This is a genomic window from Bradyrhizobium sp. DOA9 (genome assembly GCF_000617845.2).
Taxonomy (GTDB): Bacteria; Pseudomonadota; Alphaproteobacteria; order Rhizobiales; family Xanthobacteraceae; genus Bradyrhizobium.
Window position 1 is genome coordinate 431,748 of record NZ_DF820426.1, and the last position, 17,954, is coordinate 449,701.

Consider the following 17,954-nt stretch of genomic DNA (forward strand, 5'->3'; position numbering starts at 1 on the left):
CCGCGCATTGGAGATGAAGGTCGTGACCTCACCGACATCTGCACTGCCTCGGTTCGCGGCGACTCGTTGGTGACAGTTCCAACTGAAGCTGTCCGATCATGTGATCAAGTGCTTCAAGAGATGGCTGAAGGTCTGGAAGTGTTGCGCCATTGCTCGTTCGTCGCCTCGAGTCAGAAACTTCTTGCATTACGAGCGGCAACCACTGAAGGTGCTACATGGAGTACCGTCAGACCGATAGCTCGCCAGAGGCGCGGCCAAGGCGTCATTCAGTGCGTCGACCGCCTATCGGATCGAGAGAGACCTTCGACTTCCGCCGCAAAAGAACGCTCCCCGCGGCCGGCGACGACCGGACCCGTTGAGCGAGGTGTTCGAGACAGAAGTGGTGCCGTTGCTCAAGGCTGCCCGGGCGTGCGGCCGGTTGCGATTTTCGGGGAGATGTTGCGGCGCCATCCTGAGCTCGGAGCCGGACTCACGCACGCTGGAGCGCCGCATCCGCGCCTAGCGAGTAGGGCCAGGGTTCGGACACAGAGCCGGGTTGCCTTGCCGCCGAAACAACTACGGATTCGCGCTGTCAGCGCAACCGGGCGAGTCGCAGAGGCGGCCAGCTACTAACTCGAGCCCGAACCGGTTCACTGCCCTGCTGCACCGTATCGACGAGGACGCTCTTCTTCGGGCGTTTCGACGACAAAAGCGGGGGGCCAGCGCGGGAGTCGATGGGGTAACGTTGCGAAGTACGAAGAGAAGCTCACGGATAACATCCGCGACCTCTACGGGAGGGTCCACACTGGTCGTTATCGTTCACAGCCGGGCCGTTCCACGCATCACTTGCTCTTGGGCACAGGCGCGGATATGACGCGAATTACCCTCGGGAAGAGCCGGGTGCCGGTCCGGCGCTATGAAATCGTGGATGGGATTGCTTGAGCCGAGCTACCGGCCGGTGCAAACCCGCCCAGTTTACGGGTCGGCTTGCAACGAAGCAGGTCAAGCAGCGGACGACGATGGATTGCAGTTTGAATCAACAGCGTAGAGGGTTTGGGGATGCAGTCGTCCGTGAAGAACGGCTAAGCGACTGAGCCAGAATCGCATTCGCCGTTGTGGACTGTTTTAGGATTGCAGGGTTTTGATGCTTCGAGCCTCGGAAGCCTGCAATTTCGTTTTGAGGATTCCATCGAGTCGCCAGTCATGATTCCGTCCTCGCACCGGAGGTAGCCATGCGACCGAAGAAGCCGAAAGTGACGAGATCGGGTGATCTGTTCCGGGCCACGCTGGACCAGATCATCAACATGAAGCACGAGCTTGTTCGGCTGGCCGGCAAGGTCGATTGGGACTGGATTGACGGCGAGATCGCACCGCTCTACAGCGAGAATGGTCGGCCGGGGATTGCGACCCGCTTCATGATCGGGCTGCTGCTGCTCAAGCAGATTTACGGCCTGTCTGATGAGGGGGTGTGCGAGCGCTGGGTCCACGACCCGTATTTCCAGTACTTCACCGGCGAAGAGTTCTTTCAGCACGCCTTCCCACACGAGCGAAGCGGCCTGAGCCACTGGTGCAAGCGGCTTGGCGACAAGCTGGAGCTGCTGCTGGCCGAGAGCTTGCGGGTGGCGCACGAGGCAGACGCGTTACGCAGCCAGGACCTCAAGCGGGGCACAGTCGATACCACCGTGCAGCCGAAGGCCATCACCTTTCCGACCGATGCCAAGCTGCTGCACGCGGCGATCAAAGATCGTGGTCGAGTAGCTCAGCCATTTGGCTTTCGCCCTCACAGATCCGGGCAGGCGGCTTTCCCGCACCCGGCTCTTCCCGAGGGTAACCCGCGTCATATCCGCGCCTGCGCCCAAGTGCGAGTGATGCGTGGACCGGGCAGACGGAAGCGTGCCGTCAGGGTCTCGAACTCCGACCAGCCCATGCGCCGACTTTTCTGGCTGCGCCGTCTCAGACAGCGCATCCACGTCCGACGCACTTCGCGGTAGAAGCCGTTGAGCGCTGGATAATTGTGCGGCCTGCCGTAGTAGCCATAGTGTCCTCGCAGAACAGCGGCGAACCACTCGTGCTGCGTGGCCAGTGACTCGTGCATGAGCCGCCAGGCGTCCTGGCGCAACGCCGTCAGCTTGCGCGTCAGGCGTTTCCCTTCCGTCTTGTGCTTCACCATGAACCGGCCGTCCCGGGTCCGCCCGCAGTAGTGGGTGAAGCCGAGGAAGGTGAAGGTCTCGGGCCGCCGCTCGCCGCGCCGCTGACGCGAGAGGGCCGCGAACCGGCCAAACTCGATCAGCCGCGTCTTGCCCTCATGTAGCGTCGGGCCGAAGTTGGCGAGCCGCGCCTTGAGGGCCAAGAGCATCTCCTGCGCATCCGCCTTGCTCTCGAAGCCCATGACGAAGTCGTCGGCATAGCGCACGGTCACAACGCGACCGCGTGCATGGCGACGGCGCCATTGGTGGGCCCAGAGATCGAGGACGTAGTGCAGGAAGACGTTGGCGAGGAGCGGGCTGATGCCCGCCCCTTGCGGAGTACCCCTGTCCGTTTCTTGCTTCTCGCCGCTCTCCAGAACACCGGCCCGCAGCCACAGCCCGATGAGCCGTAGAATGCGAGGATCGGCGATCCTGTGCGCCACCATCCGCAACAGCCACTCGTGGTCGACCGAGTCGAAGAAGCTGCGTATGTCGGCATCGAGCACCCAGTTCACACGCTGGCTCATGATCGCCGTATGCAGGGCATCAAGCGCCATGTGCGGGTTGCGCCCCGGCCGGAAGCCGTAGGAGAAGCCGAGGAAGTCGGCCTCATAGATGGCGCTCAACATCTCGGCCACGGCGCTTTGGACAATCTTGTCCTCTAGCGCCGGCGCCCCGAGAGGTCGCTTACCGCCATCGGCTTTTGGGATGTAGACTCGCCGCACCGGCTGTGGCCGGTAGCGACCAGTGTGGACTCGTGCGCAGAGGTCACGGATGTTATCCGTGAGCCCCTCTTCGTACTTCGCCACCGTTACCCCATCGACCCCCGCGCTGGCCTGCCGCTTTTGTCGTCGAAAAGCCCGAAGCAGAGCGTCCTCGTCGATGTGATGCAGCAGGGCCGTGAACCGGGTTTGGGCGGCTTGGCTGGCCGCCGCGTTCACCCGCTCGAGGTTCGGCGGCAAGGCGACCCGGCTCTGTGTCCGGACCCTGGCCTTCTCGCGCGGGCTCCCCTCGGGCTGGCCCCTTCCCTCCATACGTCTCGTTTCCTTCGACGACTTCATAGGTACTATGGACCAGTCCGACTCCCGACCTCAGCTCGGACAACGGCTCTGGCAGTGCCTTGCCGCTGTCCCCCACTGGAGACCAATCCAATGGACCCGGTCGGGCCTCTCATGTTCCGATGATTGCCTTCCATGCGTGATGCGGCCATCGACCCCGACGGAGCGGCATCGTCTCGCGTATCGACGATGCTCGTACAGCCTTCGTGCTTAGGGAACACACTCGGCCTCCGCGAACATCCACCTTTCGAGGCTCATTCCCGCACCCCGCATGGCTCCTGTCTACACTTCAGACCCCGCGTGCCCGCGACGCCCGCAAGACTCGGTCCTGGCTTGCCTGCTACGGCTTTGGCCGGATGGGACTTGCACCCACAAGCACTCATCAGCTTGGCATGACGTACTCCCCGGTGGTGGTGTAGCGAAGTGCAGTTCACCGCGTTCGCCGGCATGGGCCGGGCTGATCAGCTGGCGATAGCCTGAAGGCTGACGGTTGGATCATCGCTCAACGGCGCGATGGTTTCCAGCGTCATGTAGCGGGCACGCTGGACGGCCCATTCATCGTTCTGTTCGAGCAGGATCGCGCCGATGAGACGGACAATGGCGTCCTCATTGGGGAAGATGCCGACGACCTCGGTCCGCCGCTTGATCTCGCCGTTAAGGCGCTCGATCGGGTTGGTAACCGGTATGAGGTGTCTCGGTGCCTACGTTCCCGCTGCGATGTTCTACATCGTGGCGTATGGTGCGACCATCGGGACAGAGGCACCGGGAGCACGAAGTGCGGGCAGGCCGATGTATTCGATGAGCCGAGAGCTCGCGTTAGTAGCTGGCCGCCTCTGCGACTCGCCCGGTTGCGCCGAGAGCGCGAATCCGTAGTTGTCGTGTTGCCCGCAGCTCCCGTCATGGTCATGTATCTGGCAGGAGGTGCGAATGCGACGGGTGATTGGCATTGACGTCCACCGAACTTTCGGCGAGGTGGTGTTTTGGGAGGACGGCAGGCTCCGACATCCGGGCCGCGTCGATATGACGCGGACTGCGCTGGAGGGATTTGGCAAGACCCTGCTGCCCAGCGATGAGGTGGTGGTCGAAGCGACCGCCAACAGCATGGCGGTGTCGCGAGTTCTGGCGCCGTTAGTGGCACGGGTGATTATCGCCAATCCGCTGCAGGTAAAGGCGATCGCCCAGGCTCACGTTAAGACCGACAAGATCGATGCCGGCACGCTCGCCAGTCTGCAGGCGGCCGGGTACCTGCCGCAGATCTGGACGCCTGATGCGGAGACCGAACGCAAGCGTCGGCTGGTGGCGCGGCGCTATCAGGTCGTGCGGCATCGCACTCGGCTCAAGAACGAGGTGCATTCGATCCTGCGCGCCCACCTGATCCCGAAGTGCCCGCATGCCGATCTTTTCAACGCCCGCGGCCGGGCTTGGTTGGCCGCCCAACAACTGCCGGACGATGAGCGCGCGGCCATCGATCGGCACGTCCGTGAGCTTGACCGGCTGGCGGAAGACCTAGCTCTGCTCGATCGCGAGATCGCGCAGGACGCCATCGACGATCTCGCGGTCAACAGATTGATGACGATCACTGGCGTCAATCTGGCGGTCGCCGCCGGCATCGTGGCGGCGATCGGCGGCATCAGCCGCTTCGAGAGCCCGCAGAAGCTGGTGAGCTATTTCGGGCTGAACCCGCGGGTGCGGCAGTCGGGACTGCGAGCCGCCCATCACGGTCGCATCAGCAAGATCGGCCGTAGTCACGCGCGTGCCATGCTGGTGGAGGCGGCCTGGGCCGCGGCCAAGGCGCCCGGTCCACTGCATGCGTTTTTCGTGCGGATCCGCGCCAGGCGCGGCCATCAGGTCGCCGCGGTGGCCGTGGCTCGCAAGCTCACGGTGCTCTGCTGGCATTTGCTGACCAAGGGCGAGGACTACCTGTGGGCACGCCCGGCGCTGGTCGCCAACAAGACCCGCGCGATGCAACTTCAAGCCGGACATCCGCAACAGAAAGGTAGCCGACGTGGACCAGCCTATGCCTACAACGTCAAGCCGCTGCGCAACCGCGAGATGTTGATTGCCGCGCAGGCGGAGCGAAGCTACGAACGATTGGTGTCGCAATGGAAACCGCGGCGGCCAAAACCCGGCGCGCGGGCGCCTCAGCTCGGCAGGACAAAATAGGCAGTCCGGTGACGCTTGCAGCCGACGTCACGCTTCGCCACGAGGTCACCCGCGCCCGAGAACCATAACCGCCGCTGACGGCAAGTGCCAGCCAGGAAGCGGTCCCGTTCCACGCCAGCATGCCGCCGTGCTCGGGCAGGTCAAGGCCAAGCCTCGCGGTGGCCGCAAACGCGGCCAGCCTTGACCGACCCTGCGCGCGGCGGCTGCGAGATTGGTGGCCGGGACGGAAGAATGGCCCCCGGCCGAACAAAAGAATGGCAGGCGATCTCCGCAATCGTCGTCGCGGCGGCGGTCACAAAAAACCACTTGTCCATCTCATCCGTCGAGTGCAGCTTGGTCCGGTGCTGCGGTGGCAACGTCATGTAGGCCAGCACATCAGTCTCGGCCTCGTCGAGAAACGCCGCGAGCTTGGGCAGTTTGGGACGCAGCTGATCGGCAATGCGCCGCCATTGCGCTCGTGCCGCCTCGGCATCGTCCTGGGCAAACGCGGTGGCGATGAAGGCGGAGACGACGCGCCGTCCGCTCTTGCCGGCATGCGCCAGCGCGTTGCGCATGAAGTGCACGCGGCAGCGCTGATAGGTGGTGTTGAGCACCTTGGCGACGCTGGCCTTGATGCCCTCGTGGGCGTCGGAGACGACCAACTTGACGCCACGCAAGCCCCGGCGGGCGAGCTTGCGCAGGAACGCGGTCCAGAACGTCTCGGCCTCGGACGGACCGATATCCATGCCGAGCACCTCGCGCCGGCCGTCGCTGTTGACGCCGACCGCGACAATCACCGCGACCGACACGATGCGGCCATTCTGACGCACCTTCACATAGGTGGCGTCGATCCACAGGTACGGCCAGTCGCCCTCGATCGGACGGGCGAGGAACGCCTTCACCTTGTCGTCGATCTCGGCGCAGAGCCGGCTCACCTGGCTCTTGGAGATGCCGCTAGTGCCCATCGCCTGCACCAGATCGTCGACCGAGCGGGTCGAGACGCCCTGCACGTAGGCTTCCTGCACCACGGCCGTGAGCGCCTTCTCGGCCATCCGCCGCGGCTCGAGGAAACTCGGGAAGTAGGAGCCCTTGCGCAGCTTGGGAATACGCAGTTCGACCGTGCCGGCGCGGGTCTCCCAGATCCGGTCGCGGTAGCCATTGCGCTGGACCTGACACTCCTGGCTCTTCTCGCCGTAAGCGGCTCCGGTCTGCCCTTCGACTTCCAGCTCCATCAGCCGGTGGGCGGCAAAGCCGATCATCTCGCGCAACAGATCGGTATCTGGGGTCTTCTCTACGAGCGCGCGCAAGTTCATCATGTTGTCGGTCATCGGTGGTTCCTCGAATCAGGTTGGCTGTTGCAATCCAAACCTTACCGACGAATCATCGGTGACCACCCGCAGAGCCGCCCGCCCGCTACGGCGCTATTTGGGGGCGCACGTCCGGGCGGTTTTGCTCTACCGAGCTACACCACCACTGGGGACACGATCCGATCAAGGGGCTCAACCGTCTGGCGCGGAAGCTCGGGTCAAGCTGCGGCAGTTCTATCTTCGCATTGCCAAGACCGCGGCGACGATGGCGGGACGCTACGCCCATGCCAAGCAATTCAGGCGGCATCAGCGGCAGTTGCGCATCCTGCGCAGCCGGCTGGGCCGGATCATCCGCGATATCCGCCGCAAGATCGAAGGTCAGCCTGCGCTCGAGAACGCGTTCGCTCTCGCGCTCAGCCGAGCCTCGCAGATCCGCTCGCAGCTGCAGCGCCAGCGCGGCTGGAAGCTCTATTCCTTCCACGCCCCGGAGGTGGAGTGCATCGGCAAGGACAAGGCAGCCGCGCCTTACGAGTTCGGTGTCAAAGCCTCCATCGTCACCAACAACCGTCGTGCTCCTGGTGGCCTGTTCGTGCTGCACGCCAGGGCGCCACCCGATAACCCTCTGACGGTCACACCTTTCGGGACGTCATCGACAGCACCGAGACACACACCGGCTGTCCGATCGAGCGGGCCTATATCGACAAGGGATACTGCGGCCATGACGCGCACAATCCTCGTCGCGTCTTCATCTCCGGCCAGAAGCGCGGCGTTTCGGTGTCATCAAGCGCGAGCTGCGCCGCCGCTCCGCCATCGAACCCATCATCGGACACCTGAAGACCGATGGTCACCTCGGTCGCACACGCCCACGCCGATGCAAAGATCGATCAGGAGCGCTTGTCCAAGAAGGCGGCGTCCTCCCTAACGCAAAGGGAGCGACAGAGTCTCGCTTGGGCGTCCCCGGGCAAGACCATGGAAGAGATCGGCACAATTCTCGATGTTACGGCGCGAGCCGTGAAGTTTCATCTCGACAACGCGCGAAGAAGTTTAGCTGCGCCGACTGTCACACAGGCTGTGGCGCCTGCCGTTCGCTACGGGTTGGTCCCGTAGCAAACTTCGTGAAGCGTAGCCGCCGAAAGGTATCGGATTCGCGGTATCGTCGGCACGGTACCGTGCTGCGCCGGCAGCGGAGCTTTCGGCGCTGTTGGCCCCTCACGAACGGACATTTGGTTGTCGGTTCGACAGGCATGGCTCCTAAGACGCAAATAATGACAACCGGCGCCGGCATCTTAATCTCGTCAGCGATCCATCGCTGACATGCAGATGTATAACATCTGGCCGACGTCTCGCAGTGCACTTGAGTGTAATACAGCCCACCAGATCGCTGTGAGGGTCGATGAGTGCAATTCCGTTCCCGCGCTCAACATCCTGAAGGGCCATTTACCAATCAATGGGGCTCTCAGGAGTCCCCCGCGCGGATCAACCCGGCGCGAGGGACTCAGAGTTCGCTAAATAGTCACCCTAGTAGGATACGATTGTCCCCAAGTCATGCTGCTCCGCGATATTGAGTATTGCGGAACCTAGAGCGATATCATGCAATGCAAGGCCGACGTTGAAAACGACAATTCGATCAGCACTGCGAACTCTGCCGGATACCCTACCTACGATTACATCGCTGACAGATCCAAGAACTCGGGAAATGTCGGAATAAGGAGAGCCCGTAGCAATGATGTAGTTTTTGAATTGCTCGAGGTCATCAGTCAATAACAAATCCGAAGCCGTCGTTGTATCCTGTGACCATCCACGAACATGGACGGGTAGAACCAAGCTACCCTCCTTGACCCATCCGAATTGGAAGGCCACGTCCTCCAATCGGCTTGTTGCGGTTACTACGACATCGGCGGTGCGGATCGCGGCCTCAGCCTCTTTTACTCGAATTATCCTTGCCTCGCCGCGAATCTGTTCAGTCAAGTGGCTTACGGCAGCCTCATTGATATCCACGACTTGGATTTCGGCATCGGGGTAAATCAACGAAAGCATTTTCACGTGGTAGAGGCCCTGAAGACCCGCACCGATCATGGCTATCGTGTTCACGCGATCCGGCGACAAGTACTTGCAGGTGATGGCCGACGCTGCCGCAGTACGAACTGCCGTCACGTAGGCTGCATCCATCACGCAGATTGGCAGGCCAGTGTCCGGACTATTTAATACTAACAGCCCAGCGATGCTTGGTAAACCAACTCTCTGATTGCCAGGATAACCGGAAACCCATTTAAGACCGGCTCGGCGCTGCTTTGGAAGCCAACCTGCCATTGCGTGAATGAATGCGCCGCGCGTTGGGTGAACCCCGATCTTGGGTGGGTTCTCGAACGCTCCGTTACCGTGATCCCGAAGAGTTTCCTCGATAACGCCTAGCGCTGCAGCGAGCGGTAGGGTGGCTCGCACAACGTCACTTCGACTCAGCCATCTTACGACAGAGGTCGTCATACTATTTCGTCTCCTGGTGTTGAGGGTGACGCTGGATCAGCGCAGTCCCTTGGTGGCGAGTGTCGTCCGTTTTGCAAAGGATCTCTCGCGAATCCCGCCACCAGTATGACAGCGGCAGCAAGAAGCCGGTGGAGTTGCGAGGTGTTGCCGCGCGCCGGCAAGGAGCATCCGCGTCTCCTCTCGGATTTCGATGCCTCTTGCTCCTCTTCCTGCGATCGCAGGTCGCAACATGGCCCCGCAGAATGGCATGACTGACGACATCTGTAGCTTCGCCAGAGACGCGCTGCCACAATCCTGATCTGCGGCAGCCAACAGGATTGCTAGGGGCAGGCAATGTACTCGCGTCGCCTTCCGAGCATTGTCGTGAGGCCATTCGACAAGTTTGTCCGCAAGCCGACAACGCATACCGGAGAGCTAATATTTTCGATTACGTTCTACTTCCGTGGTCAGTGGCCTGCTTATTGCTATGACATGGCATGACAAACAGGAGATGAGATAGCTATCGCGGAGCAGGTGATCGAACAGAGCAATCGACGAGAGAAGAGAACATCCAAGTATGGATAGGTGCAAAGATGCTATCGTATAATCTCACCGGAAAGACCGCGCTTGTAACCGGAGGCGCCTCCGGGATTGGCCTCGAAGCGGCACGCCTTATGGCCAAAGCTGGCGCTAAGGTGGCAATCAACTATCTGCCATCCGACAGCCGTGGCGAAGCCGCCCTAACGGATTTCCAGCAGGCCGGTCTCGAAGTAGTTGGAGCGCCTGGCGATGTTGGAAATGCCGATGACGCTTCAAGAATGGTGTTGAAGGCCATCGATCGCCTCGGGCAGCTAGATCTCCTGTTAAATAATGCTGGAACTCCGGGCCGCAGTACACCCGTCCCGATTGTCGATCTGGACCAGCTTACAGAGGAGCTTTGGACAACTCTATTGAGTGTCAATCTTATGGGTGTGTTTCGCTGTGCCAAAGCGGCTGCACCGGCGCTTAAAGCAGCCAAAGGAGCGATCGTGAACACAGCATCTGTTGCCGGTTTTGGAGGAATTGCAAGTACAGTCCCATACAGCGTATCGAAAGCCGGGGTGATAAACCTGACGAAGAACCTGGCACACGCGCTGGCTCCTGACGTGCGCGTTAACGCTGTCGCGCCCGCTACCGTCGACAGCTCTTGGCCGATGCACCGAGAGGAGGAGCGTCACGAGGTGGTGATCGAGAGAACCCCGTTGCGAAGAGTGTGCACGACGACAGACGTCGCAGGATTGATGATTTTCTTGGGCTTTTCCGGCAGCATGATCACAGGTCAAACTGTCGTCATTGACGGCGGCGCGCGTACCTAATGGGTCCTAATGGGTCGTGTCCCCATTGATGGTGTAGCTCGGTAGAGCAAAGCCGCCCGGACGCGCGCCCCCCAATAGCGCCGTAGCGGGCAGGGGGCTTTGCGGTGGTCCCCGGCAGTTCTCCGATAGGATCGGGCTGCGACACGCCAACGCAACCGAGGACCCACCCACCGATGACCGACGTGAAACCTGCGCACGTTCGTAGAGAAGACCTTCGACGCCGATCTCTTGCGCGAGATGATCGGCTTTGCCGCCCAGCGCCTGATGAGCGGGAAGTCGAAGCCAGACCAGGGCGGTCTATGGCGAGAAGAACGCCGAGCGCCTGGCCCAGCGTAACGACTACCGGGCGCGGATCTGGGAGACCGCGCCGGCACGGTCGAGTTGCGCATACCCAAGCTGCGCAAAGGACTCCTACTTCCCGGGCTTCCTGTAGCCGCGCCGCATGGCCGAGAAGGCGCTCCCTGCCGCGTGCAGGCAGTTTACGTGCAAGGCGTCTCGACCCGCTCTGTGGACGATCTGGTGCAGGCGATGGGCGTGACCGGCATCTCCAAGAAGCCTGGCCAGCCGGCTGTGCGGCGAGATCTACGACAAGGTGCAGGCCTTCCTCGGCCGTCCGATCGAGGGAAACTGGCCGTATCTGTGGATCGACGCCACCTACGTGAGGTGCGGCCGAACGGCCGCATTGTATCTGTCGCGGTGATCGTCGCGGTCGGCGTCAACAGCCGCGGCCGCCGCGAGGTTGTCGGCATGGATATCGGGCCGTCCCAGGCCGAGACGGCGATGAATGGGCGCTCCAGCGTGCCCGCTATATGACCTGAAACCCATCGCACCAATGAGCGATGATCCAACCGTCAGCCTTCCGGGACTCGCCAGCCGACCAACCCGGCCCATGCCGGCGAACGCGGTGACCCGCCCCCAGCTACACCACACCAAGGGACACGATCCGACTTGGCTGTTGGCCCGAGCTCCGTAGAGTTGATCTTCCAGTAGTCTTATCGACGCTCGGCATGCGCACGCGGCTTTGTCGGTGCACATGAACAAACGCGATCAGAAAGATGCTTGAGGTTTGGCCGCACTGGTACGAGTGGGCTGGTATCGAGAGGTCAAGGTCAAGAGCGAGGAAAGTCAGAAGATTTGGTGCGATACTCGTGGCGAGTCTCTGTTCGTTGAGATATCGAGAACAGGTCCGCAGTCTCATCAAAGGATACGGCTCGCTGTTCCTCCGTGCGATTGGACTGCAATTCCGCAATCAGACTCGCGAGCCGTTGGGTGATGACCTGCCACTGAGTATTTCCTCCATAAGGAGTTAGAGTCCGGCCCGAAGAAGGACGGACAGATGAAGCGAGCACGGTTCACGGAAGAGCAGATTATTGCGGTGCTGAAGGAGCATGAGGCCGGGGCGAAGACGGCCGATCTGGCTCGCAAGCACGGGATCTCCGAGGCGACGATCTACAATTGGAAAGCCAACTTCGGCGGCATGGACGTTTCCGAGGCGAAGCGGTTGAGGGCCCTGGAGGAGGAGAACGGGAAGCTGAAGAAGCTTCTGGCCGAGCAGATGCTCGATGCAGCCGCACTTCGCGAGCTCCTTTCAAACAAATGGTAGGGCCCGCCGCCAAGCGCGCTGCTGTCGCGCATCTGCAGGCCGTCATGAGCCTGTCGGAACGGCGGGCCTGCTCGATCGTGGGTGCGGATCGGAAGATGATCCGCTATCGCTCCAGCCGCCCACCGGACGCAGTTATGCGTGGCCGATTGCGCGATCTCGCCAACGAGCGGCGGCGTTTCGGCTATCGCCGTCTGTTCGTCCTGCTGCGGCGGGAGGGCGAGGGATCAACCGGCTTTACCGGCTTTATCGCGAGGAAGGGCTCACCGTCGGCAAGCGACGGGCTCGCCGCAAGGCCGTCGGGACCCGGGCCCCGATCCTTGTCGAGCCCAGGCCCAATGCCCGCTGGTCGCTGGACTTCGTCCACGACCAGTTCGCCAATGGCCGACGCTTCCGCATCCTCAACATCGTCGACGACGTCACCAAGGAATGCCTGGGCGCTATTCCGGACCCGTCGATCTCGGGGCGGCGCGTGGCCCGCGAACTCACGGCAATCGTCGAGCGACGCCGCAAGCCAGGAATGATCGTGTCCGACCATGGTACCGAGTTCACCTGCAACGCAATGCTGGCTTGGGGCGAGGACGCAGCCATCGATTGGCACTTCATCGTACCGGGAACGCCCATGCAGAATGGCTTCGTCGAGAGCTTCATGTATAGACGGCCCCGCGGATGCAAGGGATTTAAGCAGCACTTTGGATACCGGTCGGGTGCGTTCATGTATACGGCCTGTTAGTGCGACCGATGCCATGGCCGCTGGCCCTGATGGAGATCGCGGATCGAGGCCTCATCAACGGGTCGCGCTTGTTGCGCTTAAAGCTCTTCGGGCTTGCTCGATCCCCAGCTCCGCCGGTGTCCATCATGCTGTCATTTGCCCTCACCCCATAAGGTGGCCAACATACGAGGAAAGTCAGGCCGCGAGCTTAGGCCGATAGAATTCCCCCGTCGTCATCATCGCCCAGACGATCCGGGCTAACTTGTTGGCAACGGCGACGGCGACGACCATCGGTCGATGCCGTTCAAGCAGGGCTTCGATCCAGCCGCCTCCAACCCGGGAGCGTGCCTTTGGGTACCGAACGACGTTACGTGCTCCGATGACAAGCAAGTGTCTGAGATAGGAATCGCCCTGTTTCGTAATCCGGCCGAGCCGATCCTTTCCGCCGGTGGAATTCTGCTTAGGCGTCAGGCCAAGCCAGGCCGCGAACTCCCGCCCCGAGCGGAACATTGTCGCGTCGGGCACGGTAGCGGCGAGAGCTGTGGCCGTTATGGGACCGATCCCGGGGATGGAGGACAGCAACTTCGCCATCGGATTTACTCGCTGGATCTCAGCCAGTTCGCGCTCGATGGCCTCGACCTGCCGGCCCAATTCCTTCAGTTGGCTCACAAGGACGGCCAGCGCGATGCGGGCGTGGGCCGGTAGCGTCAGTTCCTCGTCATCCAACAAGTCCACCAGACCATCCACCCGTTGCCGGCCTTGCCCGACAATGATTCCGAACTCAGCAAAGTGAGCTCGAATGGCGCAAGCTGTCATGGTGCGTTGGCGGACCAGCAAGCCTCTTGCACGATGAAGCATTAAGAAGCCCTGGTTCTCGGCGCTCTTGATTCGAACGAACCGCATATTGGGACGACTAACCGCTTCGCAGATCGCGGCCGCGTCAGCGGCGTCATTCTTAGCCCCTCTTCGTAGGTAGGGTTTAACATAGGCCGGCGGAATCAATCTGACATCGTGTCCACACTGCCCAATCTCCCGCGCCCAGTGGTGAGCAGTCGCGCAGGCCTCGATGCCGACCAGGCAAGGTGCGAGCGAGGAGAAGAAAGACACGATCTCGCCTCGCCGGAGACGTTGGCGACCGGCCACTTGGCCTTGGCTATCAACTGCATGGATGTGAAATACGTGCTTCGAAATGTCCAACCCAATTGTCGCGGCTTCCATTGGTCAATTGCTCCTGTTAGCGGTTTCGTCCATCGCTAGTATATCGCCGGCGCCGAGGGAGCGGGGCCGTCTTCCCCATCAACGGCCGGATGCGCGACGAGCTACTCAACGAGACTCTGTTCTTCGATCTCGACGACGCCCCGACCAAGATCACCAATTGGATCGCCGACTACAATCACCAGCGTCCCCACTCGTCGCTGAAATACCTGACCCCCGCGGCCTACGCCGCCCACCTCACCGCAACGGCCACTTGGCGTATAACACTCCGAGACACTGACTGCCGCTGGATGACAATTCAGTGGCAGGTCAGCGCCGCTTCTGTTGATCCATGAACAGATCTGCGAGCAACAAGGCACATTCGACAGCTAAGTCCGCCAGTTGGCAAAGCCCGATGAGGCGACGCGTTACCTAATGACGGTTCCTGGTGTTGGCGTGGTAACTGCCTTGACGCTCCGCCATACGATCGATGATCCATCGCGCTTCAGATCGGGATCAAGCGTCGGTGCCTATCTGGGTCTTACACGGCGGCGCAGCCAATCTGGCGAAGTGGACATCAACGGCAAGATATCCCGATGGGGCGACCGTCTGCTCCGGACTTACCTGTTCGAGGCGGCGACGGTGCTGCTTTATCGCACCAAAAAATGGTCTTCTCTCAAGGCTTGGGAAATAAAGCCGCCAAGCGAATTGACAAAAGAACGGCAAGAGTCGCCACCGGTACAAACGATTGCAGTCCAGTTGCTCCCTCAACTGGCATTCCGAGCGGATGCCGTAAAACGCCTGCAGCAGAAAGCGGTCAGCATTGCTCCGGTGGGATCGAAGGACATCCCTCGTTGGCGTAGAGCCTCCCAAGGTTGCGGTTCAAATCCCTCAAAACATCCCGAACCAGTTCCCGGACCTTCCGCGGCAGATGGTTCGCCGGCACACGCGTATCCGGCGCGATGTACAAAATAGGCCGCCTTGATCCGTAAACTTCCCACGCATCACCGCCTCCACCGGATCGAGATGATAAAGTGAATCATCAAGCCCTCGTCGTGGCGAGGGAGTTGTTTAGCAGACTGGTAACCCGCTTCCCACACTACCTCGCGACAATTTGAATCCATCAGCCATTCGTCATCGAGACCCCCGCCTAAACTCAGCTCGACATAGGCTGATACTTCGACTCAGCATTAGCAAGCTCCGAGTAATCTAAGAGCTCGAATATTTCCTCTAGCGGCGCAATTTGCGGATCGATGCCAACGACCCCCTCGTCAGCCGCAATTCTTTCGCAAACGCTCCGTATCGCAGCTATCGATGCTCGAAGCGGCTGATTTGCCCAGATCACAGCTGCTATCTGCGCATCCCGGAACGTTGAGCTCGGCGTTTTATGGTATTTGGTAGGGACGATTACAAGCGGCAGACGATTATCCCAACTCTTCGCAAACGACAGAATTTCGTCCGCCGTACTCCTGCGCGAGTGAATAAGAATGGCATCGGCGCCTGCATCGGCATATGCGCTCGCGCGCAGCAGCGCGCTCTCCATTGGCTGGCCCGCGATCAGTGCTTCTACCCGCGCTACCAGGACAAAGTCTTCAGCAACTGTATCCTTTACTGCTCTCAAACGCCCTGAGAACTCGGAAACGTCTGCCAAACGATGCCTGTCACCAATAAGCGAGTTCATCTTAGGAAAGCAACTATCCTGCAGGGCTACTCCAGCGGCCCCACGTTGATGAAGCTTCTGTGCCAGGAGGCGCGCGCTGTTGAAATTACCAAAACCGCTATCACCATCTACCAACACAGGCCGATCGCACGTGTCAACGATACGCTCGACTACATCAACAACTTGGGTCCAAGATGCCTCATTCGCATCCCGGTATCCAAGCGCGGAAGCAATAGACAACCCAGACGCCCAGATCCCTTCAAATCCTGCTCGCCCTGCGATCGCAGCGGAGAGCCCATCGTGCGCTTCGATAAGGAAGGAGAGCGCATTATTGCAACACACGAGCCGGCGCAGCATGTCCGCAGGAGTGCATTTTGGGTCATTTGACCTTTTAATACTGCCGTTCATTCCCGCCATGATTATCTCCAAGGGCCCTATTCATGGCCCAGTTGTCCTCAAGCATCAAACGCACAGCTTGCTAAGGAAATCCGTTTTCAACTTGCCTTACCTGCCGGTTGCGGCCCGTCGCAGTGGTCGATAGGCGCTCATCATCCGTTCTCGCCGGTATACGCTTCTGCCGGTGCGCCCGCGCAAGGGTCGCGCCTCTGATCATCTTTATTCTCCGGCTCCAGCCATTCAGGGCCGCCGCTTCTCTAGCGCTTTTCGTAAACGCACGCTCGTCGCTCCTCATCCGGCCTTGTGGACGACTTCAGCCCCGACCGTGTACCGCTGCAAACGGGGTGCCACCGCGCTCCGCTTGGCCAATTGGGACGCCTTTCAGCCTGGTATGTTCTTTGCTGCTATCGGTTAGCTTGGGACAGGCGACTGCCCCGCACATCACAGGCACGCCCCTCTGCGATCGTTAGCCCGCACGGATCGGCGTTTCGGTACCACGCTGTGAGAGGACAACAATTATGACAAAGTACTTCTCCAGAGCTCCGTACCGGACTCGGCGGGTCAAAGCCCCTGACGCGCCCATCTTCGGTTCCTGAGGTCAGCGCTTTGCGTCCGCCAAAACGACTTCGCTATCGTCGCGAGTGGTTGACCGGCCGGCTGCTTCCTGACTGTCACTCCAAGCAACCTTCGGAGACCCCCATGTCCGCCAAACGAATGTCTTTGCTTCCATCCTCCGGGACGGCAACAGCCCGCGAGACAGCAACCCGCGCTGTGGCCACCGGAGCCAGGATTATCGACCTCTCCGCCGGCGAGGTTAGTATTGAGCCGCCATCCTCCGTGCGGGAAGGAGCTCTTGGTGCGGTCAACGCGGGAGTGAACCGGTACACCGATTCAATTGGTATGTTGCCGCTTCGAGCGGCCGTTGCCGAGGACCTCTCGCGCAACACCGGTTTGACCTGGCACCCAGACGAAGTTGCAATCACGGCTGGTGCCAAGCAAGCATTGCTTAACGCGTCGTTGGCTCTTCTCGATCCCGGCGATGAGGTCATCATCATACGCCCTTACTGGCCTACGTTCGCAGCCCAAGTTCGGCTCATCGACGCAACACCAGTGTTTGTCGATACATTCCCTCCTGACTATCTCCCCAACGTTGAAACAATTGGCGCCGCCATCACGCCTAAAACAAAGGCCATCATCATAAACTCCCCCAACAACCCAACTGGTGCTGTCTATGACAGCTCAACTCTTTGCTCAATTGGCGCCGCTGCAGTTGAGTATGGGCTTTGGATCATTTCCGACGAATGTTACTCAAACTTCATATTTACAGGCGCGCAGCATCAATCAATCCTCACAGCGCATCCTGGCGTTCGGCCCCGAACGATATTGGTCAACGCCTTTTCTAAAGCACTCGCAATCACCGGTTGGCGTGTTGGCTATCTAGCGGCTCCGCCCGAGATCATCTCGGCCACTAAGCTGCTGCAGAGCCACACCACCTCGAACCCCAACGTTATCGCGCAGCACGCAATCCTACATCACATCCAGACGGCCGACGGTGAGTTTGCTTACCGAATGCACGAGCGGCTTTCGAAGGTCCGCCGATTGGGCCTGAGCATTCTCTCGGAACTGACAGGCGCTACCGCAGCGAGGGCCGACGGAACATTCTTCTTCTACCTCGACCTGGAACGCCTGCTCAAACGTTCCGCTCGCACCGAGCACAGCATCGACCGCGCGGCACAACTACTTCTGACGGAAGGGGGGGTATGTTCTGTCGCAGGCAGCGCCTTCGGTGACATGAGCGGCCTCCGCCTGTCGTTTGGAGCTCCGCCCGACCTCGTAGAAGCAGGGCTCAGACGCACCGTCCAGACTTTAAACGGCTTGAGTGCAGAACTCGACTAGATGAAA

At 60.7% G+C, this 17,954-nt stretch carries 9 protein-coding genes and 9 pseudogenes; 12 read left to right on the top strand and 6 right to left on the bottom strand.

Translation table 11 applies throughout. The features are described 5' to 3' along the window. Positions 1–215: 215 nt before the first annotated feature. A pseudogene (locus tag BDOA9_RS38520) lies at positions 216–499 on the top strand (IS21 family transposase); the annotation flags it as partial. A gap of 712 nt (positions 500–1,211) precedes the next feature. Beyond that, a pseudogene (locus BDOA9_RS35190) lies at positions 1,212–1,725 on the top strand (transposase); the annotation flags it as partial. Positions 1,726–1,816: 91 nt separating this feature from the next. Here the strand turns inward: BDOA9_RS35190 and ltrA are convergent. Next, positions 1,817–3,226 (bottom strand): group II intron reverse transcriptase/maturase, encoded by a 1,410-nt coding sequence (gene ltrA, locus BDOA9_RS35195; RefSeq protein ID WP_025038618.1) that lies wholly within the window; start codon positions 3,224–3,226, stop codon positions 1,817–1,819. Positions 3,227–3,684: 458 nt separating this feature from the next. Further along, positions 3,685–3,900, bottom strand: a pseudogene (locus tag BDOA9_RS37360) (transposase); the annotation flags it as partial. Positions 3,901–4,168: 268 nt separating this feature from the next. Between BDOA9_RS37360 and BDOA9_RS35205 the strand changes: the two are divergent. Further along, positions 4,169–5,386 carry an IS110 family transposase gene (locus BDOA9_RS35205; RefSeq protein ID WP_192859695.1) on the top strand — a complete coding sequence of 406 codons (1,218 nt, stop codon included), beginning with the start codon at positions 4,169–4,171 and terminating at the stop codon, positions 5,384–5,386. A 305-nt stretch (positions 5,387–5,691) separates the two neighbouring features. Here BDOA9_RS35205 and BDOA9_RS35210 read toward each other — a convergent pair. Beyond that, a pseudogene (locus BDOA9_RS35210) lies at positions 5,692–6,693 on the bottom strand (IS256 family transposase); the annotation flags it as partial. Between the two features lie 152 nt (positions 6,694–6,845). Between BDOA9_RS35210 and BDOA9_RS37365 the strand changes: the two are divergent. Together BDOA9_RS37365 and BDOA9_RS39960 are read left to right on the top strand one after the other, a co-directional pair. Continuing rightward, positions 6,846–7,529: pseudogene (locus tag BDOA9_RS37365) on the top strand (IS5/IS1182 family transposase); the annotation flags it as partial. Further along, positions 7,513–7,779 (top strand): helix-turn-helix domain-containing protein, encoded by a 267-nt coding sequence (locus BDOA9_RS39960; RefSeq protein ID WP_025038623.1) that lies wholly within the window; start codon positions 7,513–7,515, stop codon positions 7,777–7,779. The pseudogene BDOA9_RS37365 and the gene BDOA9_RS39960, both read left to right, overlap by 17 nt. A gap of 411 nt (positions 7,780–8,190) precedes the next feature. Here BDOA9_RS39960 and BDOA9_RS35225 read toward each other — a convergent pair whose 3' ends face one another. Then, positions 8,191–9,156: an ornithine cyclodeaminase family protein gene (locus tag BDOA9_RS35225; protein ID WP_025038624.1), complete on the bottom strand. Its 966-nt coding sequence runs from the start codon at positions 9,154–9,156 to the stop codon at positions 8,191–8,193. A gap of 572 nt (positions 9,157–9,728) precedes the next feature. Here BDOA9_RS35225 and BDOA9_RS35230 point away from each other — a divergent pair. The 4 genes and pseudogenes from BDOA9_RS35230 to BDOA9_RS37370 form a co-directional block, all read left to right on the top strand. Further along, a complete protein-coding gene (locus BDOA9_RS35230) occupies positions 9,729–10,490 on the top strand; it encodes an SDR family NAD(P)-dependent oxidoreductase (protein ID WP_025038625.1) in 762 nt (253 codons plus the stop codon). Positions 10,491–10,871: 381 nt separating this feature from the next. Next, complete coding sequence (locus tag BDOA9_RS35235) at positions 10,872–11,303, top strand: transposase (protein WP_445291837.1); 432 nt, start codon at positions 10,872–10,874, stop codon at positions 11,301–11,303. Between the two features lie 143 nt (positions 11,304–11,446). Beyond that, positions 11,447–11,776 (top strand): annotated as a pseudogene (locus tag BDOA9_RS40295) (IS110 family transposase); the annotation flags it as partial. Positions 11,777–11,826: 50 nt separating this feature from the next. Then, positions 11,827–12,739: pseudogene (locus tag BDOA9_RS37370) on the top strand (IS3 family transposase); the annotation flags it as partial. A gap of 258 nt (positions 12,740–12,997) precedes the next feature. Here the strand turns inward: BDOA9_RS37370 and BDOA9_RS35255 are convergent. Next, a complete protein-coding gene (locus BDOA9_RS35255) occupies positions 12,998–14,020 on the bottom strand; it encodes an IS110 family transposase (protein WP_025038627.1) in 1,023 nt (340 codons plus the stop codon). A 59-nt stretch (positions 14,021–14,079) separates the two neighbouring features. On the opposite strand from BDOA9_RS35255, the pseudogene BDOA9_RS37375 reads away from it, so the two are divergent. Together BDOA9_RS37375 and BDOA9_RS37380 are read left to right on the top strand one after the other, a co-directional pair. Beyond that, positions 14,080–14,265 (top strand): annotated as a pseudogene (locus BDOA9_RS37375) (integrase core domain-containing protein); the annotation flags it as partial. A gap of 157 nt (positions 14,266–14,422) precedes the next feature. After that, positions 14,423–14,692, top strand: a pseudogene (locus tag BDOA9_RS37380) (transposase); the annotation flags it as partial. 460 nt (positions 14,693–15,152) lie between these two features. Here BDOA9_RS37380 and aepX read toward each other — a convergent pair. After that, entirely contained in the window at positions 15,153–16,073 is a 921-nt protein-coding gene (gene aepX, locus BDOA9_RS35265) for a phosphoenolpyruvate mutase (RefSeq protein WP_340162413.1), read from the bottom strand. 678 nt (positions 16,074–16,751) lie between these two features. On the opposite strand from aepX, the gene BDOA9_RS35270 reads away from it, so the two are divergent. Continuing rightward, the gene (locus tag BDOA9_RS35270; protein ID WP_025038630.1) at positions 16,752–17,948 is read left to right on the top strand and encodes a pyridoxal phosphate-dependent aminotransferase; all 1,197 of its coding nucleotides are present in this window, start codon (positions 16,752–16,754) and stop codon (positions 17,946–17,948) included. Positions 17,949–17,954: the final 6 nt, after the last annotated feature.